23 protein-coding genes and 3 pseudogenes are annotated in these 26501 nt (G+C 73.1%); 12 read left to right on the top strand and 14 right to left on the bottom strand.

Annotated elements, in window-relative coordinates:
- Positions 1–9: 9 nt before the first annotated feature.
- From CIK06_RS01640 to CIK06_RS01630, 3 genes and pseudogenes are all read right to left on the bottom strand, one after another.
- Positions 10–1755 carry a cell wall metabolism sensor histidine kinase WalK gene (locus CIK06_RS01640; RefSeq protein ID WP_232533956.1) on the bottom strand — a complete coding sequence of 582 codons (1746 nt, stop codon included), beginning with the start codon at positions 1753–1755 and terminating at the stop codon, positions 10–12.
- Positions 1752–2467: pseudogene (locus CIK06_RS01635) on the bottom strand (response regulator transcription factor). Before CIK06_RS01635 ends, CIK06_RS01640 begins: the two are co-directional and overlap by 4 nt.
- A gap of 73 nt (positions 2468–2540) precedes the next feature.
- Entirely contained in the window at positions 2541–3857 is a 1317-nt protein-coding gene (locus CIK06_RS01630) for an efflux RND transporter periplasmic adaptor subunit (protein WP_095563312.1), read from the bottom strand.
- Positions 3858–4035: 178 nt separating this feature from the next.
- On the opposite strand from CIK06_RS01630, the gene CIK06_RS30450 reads away from it, so the two are divergent.
- The 3 genes from CIK06_RS30450 (at position 4036) to mscL (ending at position 6004) form a co-directional block, all read left to right on the top strand.
- Positions 4036–4653 (top strand): hypothetical protein, encoded by a 618-nt coding sequence (locus CIK06_RS30450; RefSeq protein ID WP_232533955.1) that lies wholly within the window; start codon positions 4036–4038, stop codon positions 4651–4653.
- A 157-nt stretch (positions 4654–4810) separates the two neighbouring features.
- Positions 4811–5512 carry a FadR/GntR family transcriptional regulator gene (locus CIK06_RS01620; protein ID WP_369916072.1) on the top strand — a complete coding sequence of 234 codons (702 nt, stop codon included), beginning with the start codon at positions 4811–4813 and terminating at the stop codon, positions 5510–5512.
- A 39-nt stretch (positions 5513–5551) separates the two neighbouring features.
- The gene (gene mscL / locus CIK06_RS01615; protein WP_095567484.1) at positions 5552–6004 is read left to right on the top strand and encodes a large conductance mechanosensitive channel protein MscL; all 453 of its coding nucleotides are present in this window, start codon (positions 5552–5554) and stop codon (positions 6002–6004) included.
- A gap of 181 nt (positions 6005–6185) precedes the next feature.
- On the opposite strand, the pseudogene CIK06_RS01610 reads toward mscL, so the two are convergent.
- A pseudogene (locus CIK06_RS01610) lies at positions 6186–6410 on the bottom strand (hypothetical protein); the annotation flags it as partial.
- 110 nt (positions 6411–6520) lie between these two features.
- Here CIK06_RS01610 and CIK06_RS01605 point away from each other — a divergent pair.
- Positions 6521–6949 (top strand): hypothetical protein, encoded by a 429-nt coding sequence (locus CIK06_RS01605; RefSeq protein ID WP_095563311.1) that lies wholly within the window; start codon positions 6521–6523, stop codon positions 6947–6949.
- 89 nt (positions 6950–7038) lie between these two features.
- Here CIK06_RS01605 and CIK06_RS30445 read toward each other — a convergent pair whose 3' ends face one another.
- Complete coding sequence (locus tag CIK06_RS30445) at positions 7039–8313, bottom strand: LuxR family transcriptional regulator (protein ID WP_232533954.1); 1275 nt, start codon at positions 8311–8313, stop codon at positions 7039–7041.
- Positions 8314–8376: 63 nt separating this feature from the next.
- Between CIK06_RS30445 and CIK06_RS01590 the strand changes: the two genes are divergently transcribed.
- The gene (locus CIK06_RS01590; RefSeq protein WP_095563310.1) at positions 8377–9141 is read left to right on the top strand and encodes a PP2C family serine/threonine-protein phosphatase; all 765 of its coding nucleotides are present in this window, start codon (positions 8377–8379) and stop codon (positions 9139–9141) included.
- A gap of 6 nt (positions 9142–9147) precedes the next feature.
- Here CIK06_RS01590 and CIK06_RS01585 read toward each other — a convergent pair whose 3' ends face one another.
- From CIK06_RS01585 to CIK06_RS01570, 4 genes are all read right to left on the bottom strand, one after another.
- A complete protein-coding gene (locus CIK06_RS01585; RefSeq protein ID WP_198348072.1) occupies positions 9148–9990 on the bottom strand; it encodes an aldo/keto reductase in 843 nt (280 codons plus the stop codon).
- Between the two features lie 95 nt (positions 9991–10085).
- On the bottom strand, positions 10086–10397 hold the full coding sequence (locus CIK06_RS01580) for a hypothetical protein (RefSeq protein ID WP_095563309.1): 312 nt from the start codon (positions 10395–10397) through the stop codon (positions 10086–10088).
- Positions 10398–10494: 97 nt separating this feature from the next.
- Positions 10495–11124: an MBL fold metallo-hydrolase gene (locus CIK06_RS01575; protein WP_095563308.1), complete on the bottom strand. Its 630-nt coding sequence runs from the start codon at positions 11122–11124 to the stop codon at positions 10495–10497.
- On the bottom strand, positions 11124–12209 hold the full coding sequence (locus tag CIK06_RS01570; protein ID WP_095563307.1) for an S-(hydroxymethyl)mycothiol dehydrogenase: 1086 nt from the start codon (positions 12207–12209) through the stop codon (positions 11124–11126). The genes CIK06_RS01575 and CIK06_RS01570 overlap by 1 nt, the downstream gene beginning before the upstream one ends.
- 120 nt (positions 12210–12329) lie before the next feature.
- Between CIK06_RS01570 and CIK06_RS01565 the strand changes: the two genes are divergently transcribed.
- On the top strand, positions 12330–13250 hold the full coding sequence (locus CIK06_RS01565; protein WP_095563306.1) for a lytic polysaccharide monooxygenase: 921 nt from the start codon (positions 12330–12332) through the stop codon (positions 13248–13250).
- A gap of 100 nt (positions 13251–13350) precedes the next feature.
- Positions 13351–15699 carry an endopeptidase La gene (gene lon, locus CIK06_RS01560; RefSeq protein ID WP_095563305.1) on the top strand — a complete coding sequence of 783 codons (2349 nt, stop codon included), beginning with the start codon at positions 13351–13353 and terminating at the stop codon, positions 15697–15699.
- A 151-nt stretch (positions 15700–15850) separates the two neighbouring features.
- Here the strand turns inward: lon and CIK06_RS01555 are convergent, their stop codons facing one another.
- Complete coding sequence (locus CIK06_RS01555) at positions 15851–16897, bottom strand: PHB depolymerase family esterase (RefSeq protein ID WP_095563304.1); 1047 nt, start codon at positions 16895–16897, stop codon at positions 15851–15853.
- Between the two features lie 280 nt (positions 16898–17177).
- On the opposite strand from CIK06_RS01555, the gene CIK06_RS01550 reads away from it, so the two are divergent.
- From CIK06_RS01550 to CIK06_RS01540, 3 genes and pseudogenes are all read left to right on the top strand, one after another.
- Positions 17178–17543 carry an SCP2 sterol-binding domain-containing protein gene (locus CIK06_RS01550; protein ID WP_095563303.1) on the top strand — a complete coding sequence of 122 codons (366 nt, stop codon included), beginning with the start codon at positions 17178–17180 and terminating at the stop codon, positions 17541–17543.
- 3 nt (positions 17544–17546) lie between these two features.
- Positions 17547–19597 (top strand): annotated as a pseudogene (locus CIK06_RS01545) (glycogen debranching N-terminal domain-containing protein).
- Between the two features lie 72 nt (positions 19598–19669).
- Positions 19670–20770, top strand: a complete 1101-nt coding sequence (locus tag CIK06_RS01540; protein ID WP_095563302.1) for a cellulose binding domain-containing protein — start codon at positions 19670–19672, stop codon at positions 20768–20770.
- 77 nt (positions 20771–20847) lie between these two features.
- On the opposite strand, the gene CIK06_RS01535 is transcribed toward CIK06_RS01540, so the two are convergent.
- Complete coding sequence (locus CIK06_RS01535; protein WP_232533953.1) at positions 20848–21879, bottom strand: nitronate monooxygenase family protein; 1032 nt, start codon at positions 21877–21879, stop codon at positions 20848–20850.
- A gap of 74 nt (positions 21880–21953) precedes the next feature.
- On the opposite strand from CIK06_RS01535, the gene CIK06_RS01530 reads away from it, so the two are divergent.
- The gene (locus tag CIK06_RS01530) at positions 21954–22475 is read left to right on the top strand and encodes a type II toxin-antitoxin system PemK/MazF family toxin (RefSeq protein ID WP_232533952.1); all 522 of its coding nucleotides are present in this window, start codon (positions 21954–21956) and stop codon (positions 22473–22475) included.
- 66 nt (positions 22476–22541) lie between these two features.
- Here CIK06_RS01530 and CIK06_RS01525 read toward each other — a convergent pair whose 3' ends face one another.
- The 3 genes from CIK06_RS01525 to CIK06_RS29050 form a co-directional block, all read right to left on the bottom strand.
- Entirely contained in the window at positions 22542–23693 is a 1152-nt protein-coding gene (locus tag CIK06_RS01525; RefSeq protein WP_198348071.1) for a lytic polysaccharide monooxygenase, read from the bottom strand.
- Between the two features lie 262 nt (positions 23694–23955).
- On the bottom strand, positions 23956–25179 hold the full coding sequence (locus CIK06_RS01520; protein WP_095563300.1) for a serpin family protein: 1224 nt from the start codon (positions 25177–25179) through the stop codon (positions 23956–23958).
- Positions 25180–25655: 476 nt separating this feature from the next.
- Positions 25656–26102, bottom strand: a complete 447-nt coding sequence (locus CIK06_RS29050) for a hypothetical protein (protein ID WP_157756563.1) — start codon at positions 26100–26102, stop codon at positions 25656–25658.
- Here CIK06_RS29050 and CIK06_RS29045 point away from each other — a divergent pair.
- Positions 26092–26418, top strand: a complete 327-nt coding sequence (locus CIK06_RS29045) for a hypothetical protein (RefSeq protein ID WP_157756562.1) — start codon at positions 26092–26094, stop codon at positions 26416–26418. The two genes, CIK06_RS29050 and CIK06_RS29045, sit on opposite strands and share 11 nt — an antisense overlap.
- The last annotated feature ends 83 nt before the right edge of the window (positions 26419–26501 follow it).

Genomic DNA, 26501 nt, shown 5'->3' with positions numbered 1-26501 from the left:
CCGCGCGGCTCAAAGCGATCCGAGTGTCACCTCGGAGTCGGCTGGGAGTCCTCGGCCGCGCGCGTTCGGGATCCGCCCGGGTTCGTCCCCGGACGGCGGTGCGAGGGCCGGCAGGAGCACCCGGAAGGTGGCGCCCCGGCCCGGCGCGGTCTCCAGCTCGACCCGGCCGCCGTGTCCGGCCACGATGGCCGCGACGATGGACAGCCCGAGGCCGGAGCCGCCGCCGGAACCCCGGGACCGGCTCGGATCGGCCCGGTAGAGCCGTTCGAAGATCCGGCCGGCGTGCTCGGCGCCCAACCCGGGACCGCTGTCGGAGACCTCCAGCACGGCCGCCGTCGTTCCCGGCGTGAGCGCAAGACCGACGGCCGCGGCCAGGCCGTCCGGCGGCGATCCGGGCCGGGTCCGCCGGCCCACCCGGACCTCGATCGTGGCCCCGGGCGGGGTGTGCTGCACCGCGTTGGCCACCAGGTTGGTGGCCACCTGGCGGAGCCGGTGCTCGTCGCCGAGCACGGTGACCGGTTCCAACCGCTCGTCGCCGTCGAACGGCGCCAGCCGTACCGCCCGGCCCGGCGCCCGGGCGTGCGCGTCCCGGATCGTGTCGGCCGCGACCGCCAGCAGGTCGACCGGCTGGCTGCGGGGCGCCCGTTGCAGGTCCAGCCGGGCCAGCAGCAACAGGTCGTCGACGAGCAGGCTCATCCGGGCCGCCTCCGCCTCGATCCGGCCCATCGCCTCGTCCAGTTCGGGACCCGGTTGCGCCCCACCCCGCCGGTACAGCTCGGCGAAGCCGCGGATCGAGGTGAGCGGCGTCCGCAGTTCGTGCGAGGCGTCCGCCACGAACTGCCGGAGCCGCCGCTCCGACGCGGTACGGGCGGCCACCTCCGACTCGATCCGGTTGAGCATCAGGTTGAGCGCGCCGCCCAGCCGGCCCGGCTCGGTGTGCGGGTCGACGTCGGCGACCCGCCGGGACAGGTCGCCGGTGCGGATCTCGGCGGTGATCTGTTCCATCCGGGTCAGCGGGCGCAGCCCGATCCGTACCACCGAGGCGGCGCCCAGGCCGAGCAGCAGCAGGACCAGCAGGGTGACCCCGGCGTCGATGGCCAGCAGCAGGTCCGAGGTCGAGTCGACGGCGCGCATCGAGACGGCCAGCACGGCCAGGCCGTCCGAACTCCCGTCCGGCACCACGAGCACCCGCCAGGAGCTTGCGCCGTCGCGGGAATCCACCGAGAACGGCCGGCCGGCGTCGGCCCGCGTCCGGAGCCGGTCGTACGTCTCCAGCACCGGCGGCGAGACCTGCTCGTCGGAGACCCACCGGCGCTGCACCGTGCCGTCCGGCGCGATCAGCAGCACCACCTGGTCCGGGCCGAACGCGCCGCGGGGAAAGATCCGCGGGCGCTGCGTCGGCGGTTCCCAGTCCGGGGCGACGGTCCGGGTGAACGGGCGGCTCAGCCCGGTGAGCTGGTCGTCGACCTGTGCGGTGAGGTAGCGGCGCAGCAACAGCAGCCCGGCTCCGTTCGCCGCCACCAGCGCCACCGCGCTGAGCAACGCGACCACGACCACCAGGCGGGAACGCAGCGTCCAGTGCCGCCACCGGCGCGGTCGCCAGTCCCCGGGCGGTCGGAGCCGGGGCAGCGCCCGCCGGGCCGCGCCACCCCGCCGGGCCGCGTCACCCCGCCGGGCCGCGTCACCCCGCCGGGCCGCCCACGGGTGGCCGGCGAGCCACCGGCGCACCCGCGACCGGGCGGCGGGCCGGCTCACTCGTCCGCCGCCCTCGGTAGCCGGAGCGCGTAGCCCACCCCCGGACGGTGTGGATCAACGGCGGGTCCCAGCGGTCGATCTTCTTGCGCAGGTAGTAGACGTACGACTCGACGATCCGGCCGTCCCCGCCGAAGTCGTAGCTCCACACCCGGTCCAGGATCTGCGCCTTGCTGACCACCCGGCCCGCGTTCACCAGCAGGTAGCGCAGCAGGTTGAACTCGGTCGGGGACAGCTCGATCAGCCGACCGCCCCGCCGCACCTCGTGCGCGTCCTCGTTCAGCTCCAGGTCGGCGTAGCGCAACACGGCCGTGTCGTCGCCCTCGTCGGCCTCCACGCCGCTGCGCCGCAGGATCGCCCGGATCCGCAGCACCACCTCTTCCAGGCTGAACGGCTTGGTCACGTAGTCGTCGGCGCCGACCGTCAGCCCCGAGATCCGGTCCTCGATGGCGTCCCGGGCGGTGAGGAAGAGCACCGGCGTGCTGCGCCGGCTACCGGCCCGTAGCCGCTGCGCCACCTGGAAGCCGTCCATGTCCGGCAGCATCACGTCCAGCACGATCAGGTCCGGCTCGAACTCCTCGGTGGCCAGCAGCGCGTCCTTGCCGGTGCCGACCACCCGCACGTCGTACTTGATCAACCGGAGGGTGGCCGACAGCAGGGCGCAGATGTTGGGCTCGTCGTCGACCACGAGCACCTTGGTCAGCCGGGTACGCACGCTACACGTCTACGCCAGCGGCCTCGGAAGAAGCTGGGAACAACCTAGGTGCCGGCTGTACCCGCGGTGCCGGTCACCAACTGGTCCACACCCGCTCGGACCCGGTCAGCCCCGACCGGATCTCGGTGTACTGGTCGCCGCGTACCCCCACGACGACCTCGCGCGGCTCGGCCGCGCCGTCGAGCCGGACCGACCCGGTGCCGTCGGCGCCGACGTGCACCGCGGTGGACGGCACCCGCAGGACATCACTCACCGTGACGACCGTGACCCGGACCTGCGCGCTCTGCCCGACCAGCAGGTCGGCCGGCACCTGGTCGAACGCGATCAACGTGCCGTACCGGACCAGCCCGCTGTCGTTCACCCCGACCGGGTCGACCTGGGTCACCCGGGCCGGGAACTCCTCACCCGGACGGTCGGCCAGCGCGACGGTGGCGGTCAGCCCGGTCCGCAACCGCCCGGCGTCGGCCTCCGGGAAGCTCGCGGCCACCTGCATGTCGTCGACCACGCCCAACTGGATGAAGGCGCTCCCGGCGGTCACCTGGCCACCGACCGGGCCGGCCACCGAGAGCACCTTGCCGGCGACCGGCGCGGTGATGGTGGTGCCGGCGTACGCGTCCCGGGCCTGGGCCAGCCGCAGTTCGGCGCTGGTCACCTGCTGCTGGGCGCGCAGCACGGAGTCGCCGGAACCGGTGTCCGCCGCGCCGCCGCCGGACCGCGACCCGGAGTCCGCGCAACCGCCCGCGGGCCGGTCACCGCCGCCGCCCGGCGAACGGCTGGCACCCGCGCTGGGCGATGCCGTGGCCCGGTCGGGCGAGGCGCTCGCCGTCGCCGTCGCCGAGGGCGTCGGGGTGGTCGTGGCGGACGGGCTGGGACTGGGCGTACCGGTGGCCGCCGGTGAGCCGGTGGTCTGCCACCCGATGCTCACGGTGCGGGCCGCGACCCGCGTACCGGCCGCCGCGGCGGCGTCGGTGCAACTCGCCGCGGTCGGTGCCTGCCGGGCGGCGGTCAGCGCCTCCTCGGCCTGCGTGAGCGCGTCCTGCGCCGCGCTCACCGCCTCCTGCGCCGGCCCGTCGTCGATGGCGGCCAGGATCCGCCCGGCCGGTACGGTGTCGCCCGGCCGGACCCCGACCTCGGTGACCGTGCCGGCGGTGGCGAAGCTGAGCTGCCGCTGCTGGCCGGGCTGGAGCGTGCCGACCGTGGCCACCGCGACGGTCACGTCCCCGCGGTCGACGGCCGTCGTGGGCGCCGGCGCCGGGGCGGCCTCGGGCGTGGTCAGCGCGTACGCGCTCGCCGTGCCGAGCAGTCCGATGGCGACGACGCCGCCGGCGACCACCCAGCGTCCCCGCCGGGCACCGCGCCAGCGACGTACCAGATCCAGGCCAAACCCCATGGCGGACCAGTGTTGTGCCCGTGGCTGACAACGGCCTCGACCGCACCTCGGAGTTGGCTCGGAACCATCGACTCCGAGCGGACTCCGAGCTTCACCTGACCTGATCCGGAGGTCAGTCGGGTTGCATGACCGCCAAGGCTGCGCGCCGCGCGTGGCCGCCGAGCTGAGGAGTGCCCCGATGGCCAAGTCCACGTACCGGAGCTGGATCCTGGCACTGGTCGCTGGCACGGCGACACTGCTCGGCGCGGCCGCCTGTGGCGGTGGTGGTGGTTCGACCACCTCGTCCGGGCAACCCAGCGGTTCGGCCGGCAACGGCCTGGCCGCGTACGCGAGCTGCCTGCGGGAGAACGGCGTGCCGGTGCCGGACGACTTCGGCGGCGGCCGGGCCAGCGGCGGACCGCGGGCGGACCGCTCCGGCCGGCCCACGGCGTTCCCCTCCGGCCGTCCCTCCGCCTGGCCCTCCGGCCGACCCACGGCGTTCCCGTCCGGCCGGCCCTCCGCCTGGCCCTCCGGCCGGCCGGGCGGCGGCTTCGGCAACCTGCGGCCGTCCGGGGTCGACGACGCCACCTGGCAGAAGGCGCAGCAGGCGTGCCAGGGCCAGCTACCGACCGCGCGGCCGGGGGCGGACGGCGCGCCGGGTGGCCGGGGCGGCAACGCCGCCTACCGCAACTGCCTCGCCGACCACGGCGTGCAGCTCGGCTCGGGGATGAACACCGCCGACCCGAAGGTGGCCGCGGCGATGAAGACCTGCGCGGTGCTCAACAACGCGGCGTCGCCGGGGCCGACGGCCAGTTGAGCTGACGCGAGCGGCCGGCCGAGCCGGGTCCGCGTAGCTCCGCGCGGACCGGCGTAGCTCCGCGCGGGTCCGCGTAGCTCCGCGCGGACCGGCGCTGCCCGCCGTGGCCCGATTACCCTAGAATCATGGGATGAATTTGGGATCGGGGCGGTAGGCCGTGGCGCCGCTGACACACTCCGCACCGCCGGCCGCCGCCCCCACCGGGCAACCGCGGCAGACCCGGGTCCGGCAGACCATCGAGCGGCTCCAGGCCGAGATCGGGGCCGGCACCTGGCCGGTCGGCAGCCGGATCCCCACCGAACCCCGGCTCGTCGAAGCGTACGGGGTGGGTCGCAACACCGTACGGGAGGCCGTCCGTGCCCTCGTGCACGCGGGCGTGCTGGAGTGCCGGCAGGGATCGGGCACGTACGTGGTCGGCACCGACGAGCTGGCCGGGGCGGTGGCCCGGCGGGTCGCCGACGCCCGACTCGCCGAGGTCGTGGAGGTACGCCGAGCCCTGGAGGTCGAGGCGGCCCGGTTGGCGGCCACCCGCCGTACCGCCGCGGACCTGGTGGCCCTCGACGCCGCGCTGGCCACCCGGGCGAGCGCGTGGCGGTCCGGCCGGGCCGACGAGTTCGTCGAGGCCGACGCGGCGCTGCACACCGCGGTGGTCGCGGCCGCGCACAACGGCATGCTCGCCGAGCTGTACGCCTCGTTCGGCGCGGCCCTGCGGGCCAGCCTCGCCGTATCGATCGGCCCCGATCTGACTCCCGACCGGTACGTCGACCACGACCGACTCGTCGCCGCCATCCGGGCCGGCGATCCGTCCCGGGCGGCCGACGAGGCGGGCGCGTTTCTCGAACCGCTCACCGAGGAATAGGGTCTCCGCGACGGTCAACCGGACAGTGCGGGAGTGGGCATGCTCAAGGGCTTCAAAGACTTCATCATGCGCGGAAACGTCATCGACCTCGCGGTCGGTGTCGTGGTCGGCGCGGCCTTCACCGCACTGGTGGGCGCGTTCACCGACTCGTTCCTCAAGCCACTGATCCAGCTCGTCGGTGGCGGCGAAGGGGTCGCGGCCGGCGCCTGGGAGGTCCGGGACGGCGTCGTGTTCGACTACGCCACCTTCCTCAACGCCGCGATCACCTTCCTGCTCACCGCCGCCACCCTGTACTTCCTCGTGGTCTTTCCGATGAACAAGCTGGCCGAGCGGCGCAAGCGCGGCGAGGAGCCGCCGCCGGCCGCGCCGAGCGAGGAGATCAGGCTGCTCACCGAGATCCGGGACGCGCTGCTCGCCCAGGGCCGGACCCCCGAGCAGAGCCGCCGGGCGCTGGACGACCTGCTCGGCCAGGAACGCCAGCAGGGCCGGTGACACCGGCGCCGGCCTAGGCCGGCGGGCCGGGCGGCACGGACGAACCAGGCGGGCCGGGCGGCACGGACGAGCCGGGCGATGCGGGCGGCACGGACGAACCAGGCGGGCCGGGCGGCACGGACAGGCCAGGCGGGCCGGGCGGCGCCGGCGGGCGGGGCGATGCGGGCGGACGGGGCGGCGCCGGTGGGCGGGGCGACAGCTCGCGCCAGGTGTCCGGGCCGGTCAACAGCGCCCGGACGGCCTCGTACGCCGCGTCCTCGCTGTCGTACTCGAAGAACCGGGAGATGCCCTCGGCCCCGCCCGCACGCTGCTCGACGTGCCACCGGTCGGCATCCGCCCGGAGAAAGATGTCCCGCCGCGCCAGCCGTCCCCATTTGCCGTTCCACCAGTGCTTCCGCTGCTCCATGGCGGCACCATATCGAACATACGTTCGACTATGTGGGTCGGTCGGCCACTCCACCCGAACGGCTCGAATGCCCGGTTTAGCCGGTGGAGCGGCCGGGAACCGGTCCCACCATGCAGCCCGACAGCTCCACCTCCGCCCAGCCGATCGGCCAGGTCACCACCGGCATGCGGGTCGTCGACGCGACCGGCCGGGAGATCGGGAAGGTCGCCGAGGTACGCACCGGCGACCCGAACGCGGTGACCGCGCAGGAGCCGCCCGAGGGCGCCGGCGTGCTGGCCGGCCGGGTGCCGCACACCGACTCCGGCGACGAGCCGGACGTGCCGGCCGACCTCGCCGCGCGCCTGCTACGGACCGGCTACCTGAAGATCGATCCGCCCGGCCCGATCGCCGGCCGGGACACGCCCGACCCGATCCCGGATCGCAACGCGCCCGGCGCTGTCGACGGCGACCGGTACGCCGGGGCCGAGCAGATCGCGCGGGTCCGCGACGGCGTCGTGGAGCTGGCGGTCCCGGTGGGCGAACTCGCCGCCGAGTCCTGAGCCGCGGCTGGGGAGTGTGCAGAGTTGTTGTCGCCCCAGCGACAACAACTCTGCACACTCCCACCGGCTGTGCGCCGACGCGCGCCGGCTCAGCGGCGTTCGACCAGTTCCGTCGGCTCGGCGGCGCGGTGCCGGAGCGCCCAGAGCGCGGCCTCGGTCCGGGACGCGGTACCGGTCTTGCGGAGCAGGTTGGACACGTGCACCGCGACGGTGCGTACCGAGATCGACAGCGACCGGGCCACCTGCTTGTTCGACATGCCGGCGGCCAGGCAGTCCAGCACCTCCCGCTCCCGGGCGGTCAGCTCGGCCGCGCCCGGCTGCTGGCCAGCGCCGACGGCGTGACCGGGACCCGCCGCGACCGGCTCGCGGGCCGGCGCCGACGGCTGGCGTGGCAGCCGGACCCGCCGCGCCGGATCACCGCCCAGCACCGGGCCGCCACCCAAAGCCGGGCCACCGCCCAGGGCCGGATCACCACCCAGCGCCGGGCCACCGCCCAGGGCCGGATCACCACCCAAAGCCGGGCCACCGCCCGGGGCCGGGCCCCCGCCCAGCGCCGGCACCGCCGCCGGGTCGCCGCCCAGCAGCGCCGCCGGGTCACCGCCGAACAGCGCCGCCGGATCGTCGGCCGCGGCCGTCGCCAGCAGCTCGGTGATCAGGTACGGGTTTCCCCCGGTACGCCGCCAGAGCGCCATCGCCGCCTCGGGGCGTACCGCGCCGGGGTGCACCTGCCGCAGGATCTCGGCCACCTCGGCCGGACGGAGCGGGCCGAGGTGCTGCCGCACGCTGCCCCGCGTACCGCTCAGCCGGGCCAGGGTCCGGGCCGTGAGCTGCGGCGAGACCGCGACCTCCGGGGGCCGGCTGGCCACCACCAGCAGCACCCGCAGGTCGGCGGCGGTGGCCAACTCGCCGATCAGGTTGAGGCTGGCCGGGTCGAGCGCGTGCAGGTCCTCCACCACCACGACCGCCGGACCGGCGCCGACCAGCAGCCGGACGGTACGCACGGCCAGCCGCAACAGCGTTGCCGGTGCGTAGCGTTCCCGGGGCGCGGTGGGCTGCTGGGCGAGCCAGGCGAGCGCATCCGCCGGCAGCGGCAGCGCGTCGGCGTCGTGTCCGCTCAGTACGGCGGCCAGCCAGTCGTACGGCGCGGGACTGTGCACCCGGGCCGCGCCGGACAGGACCAGCGGCGGGCGCGGGGCGAGCGCGTCCAGCGCGGCGTCCACCAGCCGGCTCTTGCCGACCCCGGCGTCGCCGGTGAGCACCACCGTGCGCGGCACGCCGAGCCGGCGGCCGGCCACCACCCGGCTCCACGCGCGGGTGAACTCGGCGAGTTCAGCCGCCCGTCCCACCATGGATACCGGCATCATCCGTCAACCCTACGTAGTAGTTCGTAGAGACAAGGTGAAGGCATCCTTGGCAAGCTTGCGGACATGACCCTGATCATGCGGACCATCAGCGCCACCGATCCCGGGTTGGTGCGGTCCAACAATGAGGACGCGGCGTACGCCGGCGAGCGGCTCGTGGCCGTGGCGGACGGGATCGGCGGTCAGCCGGCGGGCGAGGTGGCCAGCGAGATCGCCATCGCCGCCCTCATGCCGCTGGACCAGAGCCCGGACGCCGATCAGACGGACGCTGACCCGGCGGACGCTGACCAGACGGACGCTGACCCGGCGGACGCGCTGTCGGCCGCGGTGGCGCAGGCGAACGCCCGGATCCGGGCGGCCGCGGGCGCCGATCCGAGCAGCGAGGGCATGGGTACGACGCTCACCGCGGCGCTGCTGGCCGACGACCGGCTGGTGTTGGCGCACATCGGCGACTCCCGCTGCTACCTGCTGCGGGACGGGCGGCTCTACCAGCTCACCCGGGACGACACCTTCGTTCAGGAACTGGTCGACGAGGGGGTGCTGAGCCCGGACGAGGCGCGCCGGCATCCGCAGCGCTCGATGGTGACCCGCGCGGTGCAGGGCCGGGACGTGGCGCCCGCGGTGACCGCCATGCCGGCCGCGGCCGGCGACCGGCTGCTGCTGTGCAGCGACGGACTGTCCGACGTGGTCGACGACGCGTCGATCGGCCAGGCGCTGACCGGGTACGCCGACCGGCAGCACTGCGCGGAGCAGTTGGTGAAGCTCGCCCACCAGGCCGGCGCGCCGGACAACATCACCACGGTGATCGCCGATCTGGTGTCCGAGGACTGACCCGGCTCACAGCAGTTCGAGCGGGCGGGCGGCGGTGGGCGGCGGAAACGCCTCCTCCAGCTCGGCGAGATCCTGATCGGTCAGGCCGAGTTGGAGGGCCGCCGCGTTGTCCCGGACGTGGGCCGGGTCGCCCGAGCGGGCAATGGCGGCCACCCCGTCCGCGCGCAGCGCCCAGGCAAGCGCCACCTGCGCCGCGGAGACACCGTGTCGGGCCGCGATCCGCAGCACCGCCGGCTGGTCGAGGATGCGGCCCTGTTCGATGGGCGAGTACGCCATCACCGGGATGCCCCGCTCCCGGCACCAGGGCAGCAGGTCGTACTCCGCGCCACGGCGGGTCAGGTTGTAGAGGATCTGGTTGGCGGCGCACGCCTCGCCGCCCACCGACATCAGCTCGCTGAGGTCGGCCATGTCGAAGTTGCTCACCCCCCACTGGCCGATCTTGCCGGCCTCGACCAGTTCGGTGAACGCCGCGACCGTCTCGGCCAGCGGGTACCGGCCGCGCCAGTGCAGCAGGTAGAGGTCGATGTGGTCGGTGCCGAGCCGGCGCAGGCTGCGCTCGCAGGCCCGGACCGTGCCGCGCCGGCTGGCGTTGGACGGCATCACCTTGTCCACCAGCAGCACCTCGTCGCGGCGGCCGGAGATCGCCGCGCCCACCAGTTCCTCGGTGGCGCCGTCGCCGTACATCTCGGCCGTGTCGATCACGGTGAGCCCGAGGTCCAGGCCGGCACGCAGGGCGGCGATTTCGCTCTCCCGGGTCGCCGGGTGCTCGCCGAGATACCAGGTGCCCTGGCCGAGCACGGGAAGCTGGGTCCCCGAGGGCAGGGTGACCGCCCGCATCGCCAGCGTCATGGCCGGCCTCCTCTCCGCCGCACCGGCCCTCCGACCGGCGGCGCCGGCTACCCGCCACCGGCCGGATCAAACCCGGGTACGCCCCGGGGTGCCGCTCACAGTCCGAAGGTGTCGTCGCCGACGGCGTCCCGGGCGCCCTCGACGAAGCCGGCGAAGGCGGGGTCCTCCCGGCTGGCGGGCACGCTGTCCACCAGCCGGCCGGTGGCGTCCGACACCGCGTCCACCAGCGGTTCGTACCGCAGCTCCATGCCGTCGAGGTCGGCCTCGTCGGCCTCGGCCAGGTTGATCACCTGTTGCAGGTCCTCGGCCGGGGTGCCGGGATCGGCGGCCCAGTCCTGGCCGAGGCCGTAGCTCTCGTCGTAGACCGCGGACTGTTCCTCGGTCCAGTCGCTGTGGTAGCTCTTCACCCCGTACCTCCACCCACCGGCTGCCCTGAGCATGCCCGCTGCCCGGCCCGGTCCGCGGGCAGATCCGGGAAAGGCGTACCCGCCGCCCCGGGGACGGTCAGTGGCCGCGGGCGATCCACTCGGCGAGCTGCGGCGCCTCGGCGCCGACGGTGCTGGAGGCGCCGTGCCCGGGGTGCACCGCCGTCTCCGGCGGCAGGGTCAGCAGCCGGTCCCGGACCGAGGCGATGATCGTGCCGAAGTCGCTGTACGACCGCCCGGTCGCGCCCGGACCACCGGCGAAAAGGGTGTCGCCGGTGAAGACCGCCGCCAGTTCGGAGGTCAGGAAGCTGCACGCGCCGGGGCTGTGCCCGGGGGTGTGCAGCACCCGCAGCGTCAGCCCGGCCACCTCGATCCGCTGCCCGTCGGTCAGGTCGCCGTCCGGCGCCCGGTCGGGGTGCACGAGGTCCCAGAGCACCCGGTCGGCCGGGTGCAGCAGCACCGGCGCGCCGGTCGCGGCGGCCAGTTCCGGCGCGACCCGGACGTGGTCGTCGTGCGCGTGGCTGGCCAGGATGGCCAGCACCCGGCGGTCGCCGACGGCGGCCAGGATGGCCGGTACGTCGTGCGGGGCGTCCACCAGCACGCATTCCCGGTCGTCGCCGAGCACCCACACGTTGTTGTCGACCTCGAACGTCTGGCCGTCCAGGGAGAACGTGCCGGAGGTCACCGCGTGGTCGATGCGGGCCGCCATCAGAAGATCACCACCGAGCGCAGCACGTCGCCGTGGTGCATCTTGCCGAACGCCGCCTCCACGTCCTCAAGCGCGATCTCCTCGCTGACGAACGCGTCGAGGTCCAGCCGGCCCTGCTGGTAGAGGGCGGTGAGCATCGGGAAGTCCCGGCTGGGCAGGCAGTCGCCGTACCAGCTGGACTTCAGCGCGCCGCCGCGGCCGAAGACGTCCAGCAGCGGCAGCTCGACCGTCATCTCCGGGGTCGGCACGCCGACCAGGACGACCGTGCCGGCCAGGTCGCGGGCGTAGAACGCCTGCTTCCAGGTCTCCGGCCGGCCCACGGCGTCGATCACCACGTCGGCGCCGAACCCGCCGGTCAGCTCGCGGATCGCGGTCACCGGGTCGGTCTCGCGGGCGTTCACGGTGTGCGTGGCGCCGAATCCGCGCGCCCACTCCAGCTTCCGCGGATCGGTGTCCACCGCGATGATGGTGGTCGCGCCGGCCAGGGCCGCTCCGGCCACCGCGCCGTCACCCACCCCGCCGCAGCCGATCACCGCGACGGAGTCGCCCCGGCCCACGCCGCCGGTGTTCATCGCGGCGCCCAGCCCGGCCATCACGCCGCAGCCGAGCAGCCCGACCGCGGCGGCCCGGGCGGACGGCTCCACCTTCGTGCACTGGCCGGCGTGCACCAGGGTCTTCTCGGCGAACGCGCCGATCCCGAGCGCCGGGGTCAGTTCGGTGCCGTCGGCCAGGGTCATCTTCCGGGCCGCGTTGTGCGTGGCGAAGCAGTACCAGGGCCGGCCCCGCCGGCAGGCGCGGCAGGCGCCGCAGACGGCCCGCCAGTTGAGCACCACGAAGTCGCCGGGGGCCACCTCGGTGACCCCCTCGCCGACCCGTTCGACGATCCCGGCCGCCTCGTGCCCGAGCAGGAACGGGTAGTCGTCGCCGATCCCGCCCTCCCGGTAGTGCAGGTCGGTGTGGCACACGCCGCATGCCTGCACCCGGACCACCGCCTCCCCCGGCCCGGGGTCGGGGACCACGACGGTCACCACCTCGACCGGTGCTCCCTTGGCCCGGGAAATGACGCCGCGGACTTCCTGGCTCACGCTCTGCCTCCTGCTGTGCGGTGGACGGAAGTCGAACGTACCGCCGACGGGACCTCGGCACAGGCCCACGAAGCCGTTCGCGGATCGAACGATCGGCGCTGATTTCCCGTATCCTGCGGCGTGAAGACCGCCTCCCGCCGGCTCCTCGCCGGTCTCGCCCCGCTGCTCCTGCTCGCCGTCTGCGGTGCACCCGCCGACGCGCACGGCGCCCTCGACCGCCCGGTCAGCAGGGCCGCGGCCTGTGCGCCGGACGGCGGTTCGGCGCGTACCGCGGCCTGCCGGGCCGCCGCGGCGGCCGGTGCGGACCTGTCGGACTGGGACGACATCCGGGTGCCGGGCGTGAACGGCCGGGACCGGCAGGTCATCCCGGACGGGCACCTGTGCAGCGGGAACCTGAGCCGGTTCCACGGCTTCGACCTGGCCCGGACGGACTGGCCGAGCACCCGACTCACGGCGGGCGGCACGATCTCCTTCCGGTACCGGGCCTCCATCCCGCACCGGGGCAGCTTCCGGTTCTACCTGACCCGGCCCGGGTACGACCGGTCCAAGCCGCTGGCCTGGTCGGACCTGCCGGCCAAGCCGTTCCTCACGGTGGCCGACCCGCCGATGTCGGGCGGGGCGTACCAGATCAGCGGCAAGCTGCCGGCGGGCCAGACGGGGGCGCACCTGATCTTCACGATCTGGCAGACCACCAGCACCCCGGACACCTACTACTCCTGCTCGGACGTGGTCCTGGCCGGGCCGCCGAGCGCGGCGACGACGGCCCCGGGCCGGTCGCCGGCGGCCACCGGTTCGCCGACCCGGTCCGCCGGGGCCGTGCCGACGGCACCGGCCGGTGGCGCCGGTCCGACGGCGGCGGTGGCCGGCGCGGCCGGGGCGAACGGGTTGGAGCCGGCGGCAGCGAGTGAGCCGGCGGGCGGGGTGCCGGGTGGCCCGATCGGGTTGATGGCCGCGGTGTCGGTCGGTGCGCTGTTCGCGGCGGCGTTGCTGGTGTTCCCGATCCTGCGCCGGGGGCGCCGCGGCCGGCACGCCCGGCCATGACCGGAGCGTGTCCTGGATCACATCGGCACGGAGGGCGGGAACACCGGGCAACCGCTGCGACTTGAGCCTGTCACGCTCAACCAAGAATCGCAGGTGTGTCATGGCAACGCTTCCCGTACTGCCCCTGACCGACGCCGTCCTGCTCCCCGGGATGGTCGTCCCGGTCACCCTCGACCCCGGCACCCAGGCCGCGATCGACGCGGCCCGCGCCACCGGGGACAAGCAACTGCTGGCGGTCCCCCGGGTGGATGGCGAGTACGGCTCGGTCGGCACGGTCGCGAAGATCGACAAGGTGGGTCGGCTGCCCAGCGGCGAACCCGCCGCCGTGGTCCGGGGCGTCTCCCGGGCCCGGATCGGAGCGGGCGTACCCGGCCCGGGCGCCGCGCTCTGGGTCGAGGCCACCGTGCTGGACGAGCCGGCACCGGCCGGCAGGGCCAAGGAACTGGCCCGGGAGTACCGGGCCCTGATGACGTCGCTGCTCTCCGAGCGCGGCGCCTGGCAGGTCATCGACGCGATGGAGCGGATGACCGACCTCGGTGAGCTGGCCGACTCGGCCGGGTACGCCCCGTGGCTCACCCTCAGTCAGAAGATCGAACTGCTCACCGCCGCGGACGTGACCACCCGGCTGGAACTGCTGGTGGGCTGGGTCCGCGACCACCTGGCCGAGCAGGAGGTCAGCGAGCGGATCAACAACGACGTCCGCGAGGGCCTGGAGAAGTCGCAGCGCGAGTTCCTGCTCCGCCAGCAGCTCGCGGCGATCCGCAAGGAACTCGGCGAGGACTCCCCGGACGGCTCGGCCGACTACCGGTCCCGGGTGGAGGCCGCCGACCTGCCGGACAAGGTGCGCGAGGCCGCGCTGCAGGAGGTCGGCAAGCTGGAACGCTCCAGCGACCAGAGCCCGGAGGCGGGCTGGATCCGCACCTGGCTGGACACGGTGCTGGAGATGCCGTGGACCACGCGTACCGAGGACAACACCGACCTGGGCGCGGCGCGGGCGGTGCTGGACGCCGACCACGCCGGCCTGGCCGACGTGAAGGACCGGATCCTGGAGTACCTCGCGGTGCGTAACCGCCGCGCGGAGCGCAACCTCGGAGTGGTCGGCGGCCGCGGCTCCGGCGCGGTGCTCGCGCTGGCCGGCCCGCCCGGGGTCGGCAAGACCAGCCTGGGCGAGTCGGTCGCCCGCGCCCTGGGCCGCAAATTCGTCCGGGTGTCGCTGGGCGGCATCCGGGACGAGGCCGAGATCCGCGGCCACCGGCGCACGTACGTGGGCGCACTGCCCGGCCGGATCGTCCGGGCGCTGCGCGAGGCCGGCTCGATGAACCCGGTCGTGCTGCTCGACGAGGTCGACAAGGTCTCGGCTGGCTGGTCGGGCGACCCCGCGGCGGCCCTGCTGGAGGTGCTCGACCCGGCGCAGAACCACACCTTCCGGGACCACTACCTCGAGGTCGACCTCGACCTGTCCGACGTGCTCTTCCTGGCCACCGCGAACGTGGTGGAGACCATCCCCGGCCCGCTGCTGGACCGGATGGAGCTGGTCACCCTGGACGGCTACACCGAGGACGAGAAGGTGGCCATCGCCCGCGACCACCTGCTGCCGCGGCAGCTTGAGCGGGCCGGGCTGACCGCCGAGGAGGTCACGGTCACCGAGGCCGCGCTGTCCCGGATCGCCGGCGAGCACACCCGGGAGGCCGGGGTACGGCAGCTCGAACGGGCACTCGCCAAGATCCTCCGCAAGGCCGCGGTCACGCTGGCCACCGACCCCGCCCCGGTCCACGTGGACGTGGACAACCTGTCCCGCTACCTGGGGCGGCCCAAGTTCACGCCCGAGTCGGCCGAACGCACCGCCGTACCCGGGGTGGCGACCGGGCTGGCGGTCACCGGCGCCGGCGGCGACGTGCTGTTCATCGAGGCCACCTCGATGGACGGCGAGCCGGGGCTGACCCTCACCGGCCAGCTCGGCGACGTGATGAAGGAGTCGGCGCACATCGCGCTCTCCTACCTGCGGTCCAACGGCCGCCGGTTCGGCCTGGACCCGAACGCCCTGGCCGGGCACCGGATCCACCTGCACGTCCCGGCGGGCGCGGTGCCCAAGGACGGGCCGAGCGCCGGCATCACCATGGTCACCGCGCTGGCGTCGCTGGCCAGCGGCCGGCCGGTGCGGCCCGAGTTCGGGATGACCGGCGAGGTCACCCTCTCCGGACGGGTGCTGCCGATCGGCGGGGTGAAGCAGAAGCTGCTCGCCGCGCACCGGGCCGGGCTCACCGAGGTGATCATCCCGGCCCGCAACGAGCCGGACCTGGACGACCTGCCGGCCGAGGTCCGGGAGGCGCTGACCGTGCACACCCTGGCCGACGTGGCGGACGTGCTCGCCCTGGCGCTTCGGCCGGCCGAACCGGACGCCGCGACCGGCGCGGACGCCCGGGGCGGCCCGGCGCTCGCCGCCGCCTGAGTGCCCGCCCGGGTTCCCGGCCATCGCATCCTCGATGGCCGGGAACCCGGGCCGGCCCGGACGGCGGTCAGGGTGCTCGCGGTCAGCCGACGGGGTCAGCCGACGGCGGGCAGCGGACCAGCGGTCAGCGTGCCGGCCGGCGGACCAGCGGTCAGCCGCCGAGCCGGCGGACCATGTTCATGATGGTCTCGATCTGGGCCCCGCCCTTGATCGGATAGTTGGTGGCGCCCAGATAGCCCCACCAGTCCCAGCAGCCGTTCGGGTTCACCCCGGCGGCCGCGGCCTGCGGGTACAGCACGATCATCCGGTTGGTGTCGGCGTACTGGTTGAGGTTGGCCCGGTCCACGAAGGCCGTGCCCACCGCGGCGTACCCCTGGGCGCAGCCGTGCAGCGCGACCAGCAGCCGGCAGCTCTGCCCGGCCGCGCAGGCGGCCGGGACGTACGCGAACCCGGACGGGTCCAGGCTCAGTCCCGGCGCGTACCCGCCCACCGCGTAGGTGTTCTGGCTGAACTTCACCAGGGTGCCGCCGAGCGGGCCGGTGTTCGGCGCGGACACCCCACCGAACAGCTTGGTCAACAGGTCACGCTGCGGGTCGATGCCGCAGTCGTTCAGGTACGGCGCCGCCGTGGCCGAACAGCCCACCGGACCGTACGGGGTGACCCAGGCGTGCCCGGCGGCCGAGCCGGTGACGTACTGGACCGAGGCGCCGAAGTCCCGCAGGTACGTCACGAGGTCGTCGTTCACGGACTTCTTCACCGAGCCGTCGTTGCCGCCGTGGAAGACGTACATCGGCTTGCCGGCCAGGTTGCGCACCGGGTCGATCCAGCCGTACGCCGCCCAGAGCCGGGTGTAGGACTCCAGGCTGGACAGGTACGTCGGCCAGATGTTGTCGCCGCAGCCGTTGAGCGCCTGCAGCACGTTGTTCTGGGCGCAGTAGTACGGTCCGGCCGCGAAGACCGCCGAGCCGGCGATCCGGCTCGAATAGGCCACCTGTAGCTGGGTGGCCAGGTAGCCGCCGGAGGACACGCCGGCGACGTACACCCCGGAGACGTGGTACGTCCCCAGCGGGCCGGACACCGGGGTGGCGGTGTACGGCGTTCCCGCGGCGGCGGCGGGTGCCGCGGCGGAAACGGTCGTGAGTGCGGTGCTGAGCAGCAGTGCGGTGGCGGTCGCGGCCACGCGGGTGAGGCGGCGCATCTGAACCTCCGTTCGCCACGCCGGCGGGCTTCGACGGCGTGGCGCGCACGCTAACCAGGCGCGGGCGCGATAGCCATCCGTCCATGTCACACCTTTCGGCCCCCGACCAGGGGGCCGAACCCATACCCGGGTCGGCCCCCGCGGGTCGGCCCCCGCGGGTCGCGGCCGGCTCACCCGGGCCGGGTGATTGCCGGCTCACCCCGGAAGCGGCCAGGCTACGGAGTGCGCCGTGGGGGGCGGCCGACCGCGCCGCCGCCCGGCCGGATCACGGGGAGGGCGGATGGTTGAGGCGATCGAACGGTTCTTCGCCGACATTGACCGGTACGGCCCCGGCCTGCTCCCCTCCAAGTACTCCGGCACGATCCGGTTCGACCTGTCCCAGGACCACGTGACCGAACAGGTGCTGGTGACCATCGAGCACGGCCAGGTGACGGTCCGCCGGGACGACCGCGAGGCGGACTGCGTGATCCGGGCCCGGCAGGACAGCTTCGCCACGCTGCTGAGCGGCCAGCACGGCATCTACGCCGCCCTGTGGCGCAACCTGATCAGCATCGAGGGCGAGTTTCCGCTGATCGCCGCGGTGCGTGAGCTGATCCCCCCGAACCCGACGGTGGACCGGCCCGAGCGCTGGCGCGTGGAGGGGTGAGTCGTGGAAACGAACCCGGTGGCGATCCTCGACGGCAACACGTACGTGCTGAGCGACAGCCGCGGCGACATCCGACCGGCCGAGAACACCCCGCTGGGCCTGTTCTCCTTCGACACCCGCTACCTGTCCCGCTGGGAGCTGTGGATCAACGGGGAGGCCCTGGACAGCCTGTCGGTGGACGATCTCAGCTACTTCGAGACCCGCTACTTCCTGGTTCCCGGTGCCGCCACGCACTACGTCGACACGAAGGTGTCGGTGCTGCGGCGTCGCTGGGTGGGCGAGAGCTTCGACGAAGAGATCATCGTGCTCAACCACGACTGGTCGCCGTTGGACCTGCAGATCCGGATCGACATGGCCAGCGACTTCATGGACGTGGTGCAACTGCGCCAGTCCGAGGCCATGCCCCGGCTCGGCACCGCACGGGCCCGGGCGGTGGACGGGGAACTGCGCCTGAGCTATGAACGCGAGACGTTCTTCCGGGAAACGATCATCTCGACCAGTACGCCGGCCGAGGTGGACGAGGAGGGCATGACCTTCACCGTCCGGGTCGAACCGCACGGCAAGTGGCACACCAACCTCCAGGTGCAGACGATCCTGCGCGGTGCCCGGGGTCGCGACGTACGGGCCAATCTGGCCGCGCACCGCAGCCGCCGGCGGCCGGAGATGAGCGCCGCGTTGGACGACTGGATCCGTTCGGCACCGCGGATCGTGGCCGAGTCGGACATGCTGAGCAACACCTATCAGCGCAGCCTGGTCGACCTGGCCGCGCTGCGCTACAGCCCGTTCTCCTTCAAGGAACGGCTGCCCGTGGCCGGGCCGCCCTGGTCGATGAGCTTCATCGCCCGGGACGCGCTGCTCAGCTGCCTACAGACCGTGCCGTTCGTCCCACAGATGTGCCCGCCGACGCTGAAGCTGCTGGCCATCGGCCACGGCACGGTGGTGAACGACTTCCGGGACGAGGATCCCGGCAAGATTCTCTCCGAGATCCGGTACGGCGAGAGCGCCGCCTTCGAGGAGCAGCCGCACGCCACCTACTACGGCGCCGCCGACACCACCCCGCTGTTCGTGGTGCTGCTCGACGAGTACGAGCGCTGGACCGGAAACACCGAACTGGTGCACGCGCTGGAGTACGAGACCCGCAAGGCGCTGGACTGGCTGGACCGGTACGCCGACCTGACCGACCGGGGCTACGTGTCCTACCGCTGCCGCAGCGAGCGCACGGGACTGCGCAACCAGTGCTGGCGCAACTCGCCCGACGGCGTCTCGTACCGGAACGGGACGCTGCCCGGCTACCCCCTGGCCTCCTGCGAGGTACAGGGGTACGCCTACGACGCCAAGCGCCGGGGCGCGCGGCTGGCCCGCGAGTTCTGGAGCGATCCGGCCTACGCCGACCGGCTGGAGCGGGAGGCCGCGGACCTGAAGGAGCGGTTCAACCGGGACTTCTGGGTCACCGACCGTGAGTGGTACGCGGTGGCCCTGGAGGCCGACGGGTCCCAGGTGGACAGCCTCACCTCGAACATCGGCCATCTGCTGTGGAGCGGCATCGTCAGCGAGGAACGGGCCGGCCGGATAGCCGAACTGCTGATGGAGGACCGGCTCTACTCCGGCTGGGGAGTGCGGACCCTGGCCACGGACAGCCGCCGCTACAACCCGCTGGGCAGCCACACCGGCATGGTGTGGCCGTTCGACAACTCGTTCATCGCCTGGGGTCTGCGCCGGTACGGCCACGCCGAGGCCGCCGCCCGGATCGCCAACGGCATCCTGTCGACCGCCGCCTTCTTCGAGGGCCGGCTGCCGGCCGCGTTCGCCGGGTACGACCGGGGGCTGACCAAGTATCCGGTCACCCATCCGGCGATCGGTTCACCCCGGGTCACCGCCAGCGGCGCGGCGCTGCTGCTGATCCGGGTGCTGCTCGGGATCGAGCCGCGGGAGGGCACCTGTCCGTGGAGCCGGCCGTGCCGGAGAGCATGGGCCGGATCGAGTTGCTGGACATCCCGGGCCGCTGGGGCCGGCTGGACGCCTTCGGCCGCGGCCGGCTGCCCATTCCGGACTGAGCCCTCGACCGTTCCGGCAGGACGAGCCGGGACATCTTGACGTACGTCGATGTCTTGCCGCATCGTCGATGCATGCCTGGGACCTACCTGCACTCGCTGATCCGTCGCCGCTGGCCGGCGCTGCTGGCCGCCGCGCTGCTGCCGGCAACGGCGCTGGGGTTCGGGCTGGCCGCCAGCCCCGCCGTCGCCGAACCAACCCCGAGCACCGCGCCGTCGACGCCGAGCACCTCGCCGTTTCCGCCGAGCACGCCGACCAACTTCACGGCCAGCGCCGTCACCACCACGTCGGTCACCCTGACCTGGACGGCCTCGACCCCCGGCTGCTGCGCCATCGCCGGCTACACCATCACCTACTACCAGGCGTTCGACGACGTCATCTATCTCAAGACCGTCGACGACGTCACGACCGCGACCATCAGCGTCCTGCCGGCCCGGCAGTACAGCTTCACGGTGGCCGCCAAGGACACCCTGGGCCACAGCTCGCCGTCGAGCCGGATCGTGGTGATGACACCGGCCACCGACACCGGCCCGGACACCGTGCCACCGACCGCCCCAGCGGACCTCAGCATCACCGGACAGACGCTGTCCTGGTCACCGTCCACGGACAACGTCGGGGTGAGCGGGTACACCATCTACCGGTTCGACGGTTGGTTCACCTCGATCCCGGTCGCCACCGTGCCGGGCACGAGCTACGAGCTGACCGGCGACAGCCCGGCACCGCCCTCGGGGCTGCGGACGCTGTACTACGTGCGCGCCCGGGACGCGGCGGGCAACCTGTCGATCGCGTCGAACACGGTCGAGCCGGCCACCACGCCGCCGACCACACCGCCACCGACGACGCCCCCGCCAAGCCCGACCTGCACGGTCACCTACCACGTCACGTCCGAGTGGGTCGGCGGCTTCGTCGCGGCGGTGACGGTACGCAACACCGGGCCGGCGGCGATCGGCGGCTGGACCCTGGCCTTCCGCTTCCCCGACGACCAGCGGATCACCTCCGGGTGGAACGGCACGTACGCGCAGTCCGGCGCCGACGTGACGGTCGGCAACGTCGACTGGAACGGCACGATCGCACCCGACGGCAGCGTCTCGCTCGGCTTCCAGGGAATCTGGACCACCGGCAACGCGTCACCAACGGGCTTCACCGTGAACGGCGCGCCCTGCATCGTCGAGTGACGGGGCGCCGACTGAACGCCGGCCGGCCGGCGCGCCGCCATCGGCCGGCGTGCCGGGCCGCGCCGCCCTGCCGGCGTTCAGTCGGTGCTCAGGCCGCGCAGGATCTCCGCCACCGGGGCGACCCGGGCCGCCCGGTAGCCCACCCCGGCCCACAGGTGCAACCGCTCCGGGTCCCCGGCCTCGGCCGCGGCCCGGCGCAGCGGCCGGGTGAGGTGGTGCAGCGCCGGGTAGCCCAGCGGCGCGCCACCGTCGTACCGGTCGACGAAGGCGTTCCGCAACGCCCGCGCGGGCCGGCCGGTGAAGGCGCGGGTGACCACCGTCCCGCCACGCCGCGGATCGGCCAGCGCGTCCTTGTGGGTCTGGTTGGCGCCGCTCTCCGGGGACCGCAGCAACGCGGTGCCGACCATGGCGCCGACCGCACCGGCGGCGAGCACCGCGCGGACCGCGGACCGCTCGGCGATGCCACCGGCGGCCAGCACCGGCAGCCCGGTCGCCCCGCGTACGTCGCCGACCAGCTCGGGCAGCGGCGGCGCGGGCGGCGCGGCGGCCGGGGTGAACGTGCCGTAGTGCGCGCCGGCCCCGGCCCCCTGCACGACCAGCGCGTCCACCCCCACCTCGGCGGCGGCGCGCGCCTCCGGCACCGACGTGACGGTCTGCACCACGCGGGTGCCGGACCGGCGCAGCGCGGCCACGGTCGCCGCGTCCGGCAGCCCGAACGTGAAGCTCAGCACCGGCACCGGATCCCGGACCAGCAGGTCCACCTTGGCCGCCCAGTGGTCGTCGTCCTGCACCGGCTCGGCGGTGGCGAGATCCAGCCCGTAGTCGGCGCCCTCGGGTGCGATCGTCCGGGCGTACCGGCGAAACTCGACGGGGTCGACCGGCACCGGTGCGGGGGCGAAGACGTTCACCCCGAACGGGCGTCCGCCGCCGCGTACCCGGGCGATCGCGGCGGCGAGCGCGTCGGGGGTCTGGTAGCCCGCGGCCAGGAAGCCCAACCCGCCGGCGGCGGCGACGGCCGTCACCAGGTCCGGGGTGCCCGGCCCGCCGGCCATCGGCGCGGCCAGCACCGGCAGCTCGACATCGAACAGCTTGGAGATCTCGGCACGCACCACCGGAAGTCTAGTGCGGTGTCCGGACCGGGCGCCCGACATCGGCGGGCCGGTCCGGCGGTAGGCTGCCGGCCGTGACGAAGGTGTGGAGTGGGGTCGCGGCCAGGGTGAGCCGGATCGTGGGCCGGGGCGGCGTCGCCGAGGGCACGACGGCCGATCGGGTTCCGGGCCAACGCCGGCCGGCCGCGCCGGCCCGGCCGGCCCGCCGCCGGCAGGTCACCACGCTGCAACGCCGGCAGCTCGTCTACGCCCCCGAGCTGGACGGCCAGGCGGACCCGGGCGAGGTCGTCTGGACCTGGGTGCCGTACGAGGACGACCCGCGGCAGGGCAAGGACCGTCCGGTGCTGGTGGTCGGGCGGCACAGCCGTACCCTCTTCGGGCTGATGCTGTCCAGCCAGAGCGACCGGGACGGCCAGCGACACTGGCTGGCGCTCGGCCCGGGCGAGTGGGACCGGGACAACCGGCCGAGCTGGGTACGCCTGGACCGGGTGCTCACCATGCGCGAGGACAGCATCCGGCGCGAGGGCGCGATACTGGACCGCGCCCGGTTCGACCGGGTGGGCCGGGCGCTGCGCGCCAACTACGGCTGGTCGTGAGCTGGTCGTGAGCCGCCGCGTCCCGACGGCCGGGTGGTGGCCGCCGGGACGCCTCGACCGGTCGGATCAGGCCGCGGCCGTGCAGCTCACCGCCGGTGCGGGGTTGCTGCTGCCGTTCCACGAGCCCAGGAAGCCGAACGTGGTGCTCGCGCCGGCGCCGAGCGCGCCGTTGTAGGACACGTTCGTCGCGGTCACCGTGGACCCGCTGCTGGTGAGCGTCGCGCCCCAGGACGAGGTGACCTGCTGGCCGTTCGCGTACGTCCAGTTCACGGTCCACCCGCTGATCGCCGAACTGCCGGCGGTCACCTTGACCTCACCCTGGAAGCCACCGGTCCACTGGCTGGTCACCGTGTACGTCGCCGAGCAGCCGCCCGGAGCCGTGGTGGGCGCGCCCGTGGTCGGTGCCGCGGTGGTCGGTGCGGCCGTGGTCGGCGGCGCGGTCGTCGGCGGAGCCGTGGTCGGCGGCGCGGTGGTCGGCGCGGCCGTGGTGGGCGGGGTGGTCGGGCTGCTGCCGCCGAAGTTGACGTCACTGCACATGTAGTACGACTGGTCCATGTGGCTGGCCTGCCAGATCGTGTATACGACGTGCCGGCCGGTCCGCCCCGCCGCGTTGGCCGCGACCTGGACGGAGTAGCCGCCGGACTCGACGTTCCACTGGCTCAGGGGCGTGTTGCCGATCTGGCCGACGAGTTCCAGGTTGCCCCAGCCGAGCGGCTGGGTCAGTTCGTCGAAGCCCTGCTTCGTGACGTACACCTTGATGAAGTCGGCGCCGTGGCCGGCCTGGTCGAACAGCTTGATGCTGAAATTGGTGCCGATCGACGTGGTCTTCCACGCCCCGATCGTGTCCATCGAGTTGTACCGGCCGTCCTCGGTGTGCCCGGCGCTGCACAGTTGGCCGTCGGGGATCACCGCCTGCGGGTTGCCGGCCACACCGTTGCGGTAGAGGCCGTTCCAGTTCCACATGGCGTTCGGGTTGTCCTGCCACGCCTGCCAGCACATCGGGTCCTCGGTGGCCATGGCGGGATTCTGGAAGTCACTGCCCCAGCGCAGCCAGCAGCCGTAGTTGCGGGAGGCGGGGTCGATCACGGAGCCGTGCGCGGACGCGGATCGCGGCATGATCGTGGCCGCCGCGACGCTGAGCACCATGGCCAGCGCGGCGCCGAGCGCGACCAGCCAGGCGAGTCGGGGATTGAATCGGGTAGGAGCCAGGGTGGACATAGTGCCCCCAGGGGTAGAAAGGTCGGTCAAGACATGCCCGAACCACCGGGAGTTGCCCAAATTTCCCGGCCGACGACGCGGCTACCCGTGCTGGCTCCTGGCAGGCAGCCTGCCAACTAAATCGCTTTCAGTCAATGTCTCGGCGGGCTCTCAGGCGCCGCCCCGGCGTGCCTCGGACGCTGCCCTGCTCGGCCTCGGACGCCGCCTCGGTGCGCCTCGGAAGCTGCCCTGCTCGGCCTCGGACGCCACACCCGCGGGACCGCTACCGGTACGGGTCGGGATCGGTCACCCAGCCCGCGACCAGCACCAACCCGGTGGCCCGGTGCACCGCCAGGAACCCGAACGGCCGGTCGATGCAGACCGTGGTCAGTTCCTTCTCCACACTCGGTTGCCGGATCGCCCCGGCCGCCACCATGCCCAGCGCGGTGACGGCGGCGGCCTTGAAACCCACCGCGCCGAACGTGGCCATCGCGCTCTGCCGCGCCTGCGACACCGCGAGCGGCTGGGCGCTGATACCCGGAAAATGGCCCTGGCTGCGGTCCGTGGCCGCGGCCAGACCGAAGAGGTCCGCCCGCTCCAGCAGATCGTGCTCGCCCTGCACACTGAACGCGACGGTCAGCACGGTCAGCTCCGGCCGGTCGTCGTACGCCCGTACCCGACGTACCGTCACGCCGGGGCCGTCCGCCACCGGCCGGACCGTCACCGCGACGCCGTCGGAGTCGGTGCCGCCCGCGGAGTCGGCGGCGGTGTCGGTGCCGCCCTCGGAGTCAGCGGCGCCCGCGGAGTCAGCGGCGGCCGCGCGAACTGCGGCGGCCAGGGCGGGAAGCGCGCCGATCGCCGCGGGCAGCACGCGGCCCGCGGGCTGGTCCGCCGGCCCGAGCGCGAGCACGACGTCCACGTCCTCGGCGCCCGGGACGCTCAGCAGCGTGACGATCCCGGCGCGGGTCTCCACCACGCGCAGGCCGGCCGGGTCGAAGCGGTCCCGGCCGAGGCCGAGCAGCGAACGGCCCTGCCACGGTCCGGAGGTGGGATTGCAGGGCCGCTCCGTGAACGGCCACCGCCAGGTCGTGACCACCGAGAGCGCGCTCGCCAGAATCATCATCGTCTCGTCGATAACCTGTGCCGGCAGCTTCCGGATCAGGTCGCCGGTGTTCGCCGCGGCCCACCTGTCGAGCGCCGCCTGGTCGGTCGCGGGATCACCGGTGAGCCGGCCACGCAGCGACTCCGGCAACGCCAGCCACTGCGGACTGGGCGGTACCTCGTCCCGCAGCCACGCGGCGACGGCCAACCTGATCTCGGGCGAATCCAGGGCCGGGAACGGCGAGCCGGCCACCGCCACCAACTCCGTGCGGGCGACGCCGGCCGCGTACCGGGACAACAACGCCAACAACGGGTACGCCCCGGCGCCGGAGAGCACCGTACCCTCGCCCTCGCGGACGGTGCCGGCCCACCGGGCGGTCAGTGCGTTGACGGCGGCGACGCTCAACGGGATACGCCCTTCCGGTCGACTGCGACGGCTCCACTGCGACGGCGGCACGCCGCCTCGCCGCAGCATATCCACGCCCCGCCCGACCGGCTCGGCGGCGAACCGCCTCGCATGCGACCCCGGCAAGGTCAACTCGTCTTCTGCGAAGTCGGGGGGTCCGGACGCCGCAGACCCCCCGACTTCGCTGAAGTTGTGCCGCCACCCAACGGACCTACGCCCCACCGCCGCCAACGATCGCTGTCCCGGTTGACCCCCATCCAGTACGAGACCATCGTGACCCCACCGGCCCATCAGGCCGCGTGGCTGAAACTGTCACCTGTCAGTGCACCAGACCCGCCGTAACGTGGAGCGACAGGACATAGTGAACTGATCTCAGACAGCAACCGTGACAGCAACCCACACGAGCAACCGCACCCATCAGGACACAACAGATTGGCACCGATACGGAACGTAGTTGACCGGCCACGCCGGTGAGTCTACCCGCGAAGCTTTGCAAGCGCGATCTGATAGCCGGCCGAATTCGAGCGGGCAAGGTCGCTCATCTTCTCAAAGAACTCCCTCCCCGCAGTTCCTATGGCCGCGAACAGCTCAGATTCGTCTGCGCTTGCTCGCCTCGTAGTCTCACCAGCTTTGCTAGAAACCAGAATTCTATTTCCCTTTCGCTCGAAGGTCAGCAGAATTGGCTGATCCGGGAAATACGCACTTGCCTCGTCCCGGGTTCTAAGCGCATGAATCATGTTGGCCATATAGGCCCAAAGTTGATCCACATAGTCCCATTCGGCCCTTCCCAGAATCTCAACGCCATCGATGTTTAGCTCGACTGCCCCTTCGATGTAGTCGGGGTCACCAGGCGGCGTTCCACAGGCTTCTAGCTGTTGAAACACGCCATCCTTGGATCGCAGGAAGGTTCGAATGGTAATCATATTGCGCCTACTTCACTGGGTAGAACTGGCCAATGCGACCATTGTTTACGCCGAGAACATACTTTGCGCCGTTGACCGTTCCTCAGACTTGATACATGCCGGTAGTGCCGTTCTGAATCAAGGTGCCCCTGTTCTGCCGCATTACACCTCGAATGGCACCCTGCACATCGTCAACCGACATCCCAGGATTAAAGAAAGTTTGCTGCGCTTTGACGGAGCCATCCCAGTAATCCGGGTGGTGGCGAGTGAGGATGTGCTCCATACCTTTCTTGTCAAGGAGGAAGGTCTCATTTCCGAACTGGAACCGCTGGCTTGACCAATTCCGAAGGGCTGGGAGACAGCCGTTGCTGTTGTGGACCAGGACCGGGGTTTCGCCGGCGAGCACATAGTACGTGTGGC

Source organism: Plantactinospora sp. KBS50, assembly GCF_002285795.1.
Classification (GTDB): domain Bacteria; phylum Actinomycetota; class Actinomycetes; order Mycobacteriales; family Micromonosporaceae; genus KBS50.
This window is presented reverse-complemented; position numbering and strand designations above follow the sequence as displayed.

What these genes read in the sequence shown, in the direction of transcription:
- CIK06_RS01630 (WP_095563312.1), bottom strand. Translation starts at nt 3,857, where the DNA reads ATGGGGTTTGGCCTGGATCTGGTACGTCGCTGGCGCGGTGCCCGGCGG.
- CIK06_RS01575 (WP_095563308.1), bottom strand. Translation starts at nt 11,124, where the DNA reads ATGGCGGCCCGCATCGACCACGCGGTGACCTCCGGCACGTTCTCCCTG.
- CIK06_RS29045 (WP_157756562.1), top strand. Translation starts at nt 26,092, where the DNA reads ATGGTAATCATATTGCGCCTACTTCACTGGGTAGAACTGGCCAATGCG.
- CIK06_RS01540 (WP_095563302.1), top strand. Translation starts at nt 19,670, where the DNA reads ATGCCTGGGACCTACCTGCACTCGCTGATCCGTCGCCGCTGGCCGGCG.
- CIK06_RS01555 (WP_095563304.1), bottom strand. Translation starts at nt 16,897, where the DNA reads ATGCGCCGCCTCACCCGCGTGGCCGCGACCGCCACCGCACTGCTGCTC.
- CIK06_RS01590 (WP_095563310.1), top strand. Translation starts at nt 8,377, where the DNA reads ATGACCCTGATCATGCGGACCATCAGCGCCACCGATCCCGGGTTGGTG.
- mscL (WP_095567484.1), top strand. Translation starts at nt 5,552, where the DNA reads ATGCTCAAGGGCTTCAAAGACTTCATCATGCGCGGAAACGTCATCGAC.
- CIK06_RS30445 (WP_232533954.1), bottom strand. Translation starts at nt 8,313, where the DNA reads ATGATGCCGGTATCCATGGTGGGACGGGCGGCTGAACTCGCCGAGTTC.
- CIK06_RS01550 (WP_095563303.1), top strand. Translation starts at nt 17,178, where the DNA reads ATGGTTGAGGCGATCGAACGGTTCTTCGCCGACATTGACCGGTACGGC.
- CIK06_RS30450 (WP_232533955.1), top strand. Translation starts at nt 4,036, where the DNA reads ATGGCCAAGTCCACGTACCGGAGCTGGATCCTGGCACTGGTCGCTGGC.
- CIK06_RS01605 (WP_095563311.1), top strand. Translation starts at nt 6,521, where the DNA reads ATGCAGCCCGACAGCTCCACCTCCGCCCAGCCGATCGGCCAGGTCACC.
- CIK06_RS01585 (WP_198348072.1), bottom strand. Translation starts at nt 9,990, where the DNA reads ATGACGCTGGCGATGCGGGCGGTCACCCTGCCCTCGGGGACCCAGCTT.
- CIK06_RS29050 (WP_157756563.1), bottom strand. Translation starts at nt 26,102, where the DNA reads ATGATTACCATTCGAACCTTCCTGCGATCCAAGGATGGCGTGTTTCAA.
- lon (WP_095563305.1), top strand. Translation starts at nt 13,351, where the DNA reads ATGGCAACGCTTCCCGTACTGCCCCTGACCGACGCCGTCCTGCTCCCC.
- CIK06_RS01525 (WP_198348071.1), bottom strand. Translation starts at nt 23,693, where the DNA reads ATGTCCACCCTGGCTCCTACCCGATTCAATCCCCGACTCGCCTGGCTG.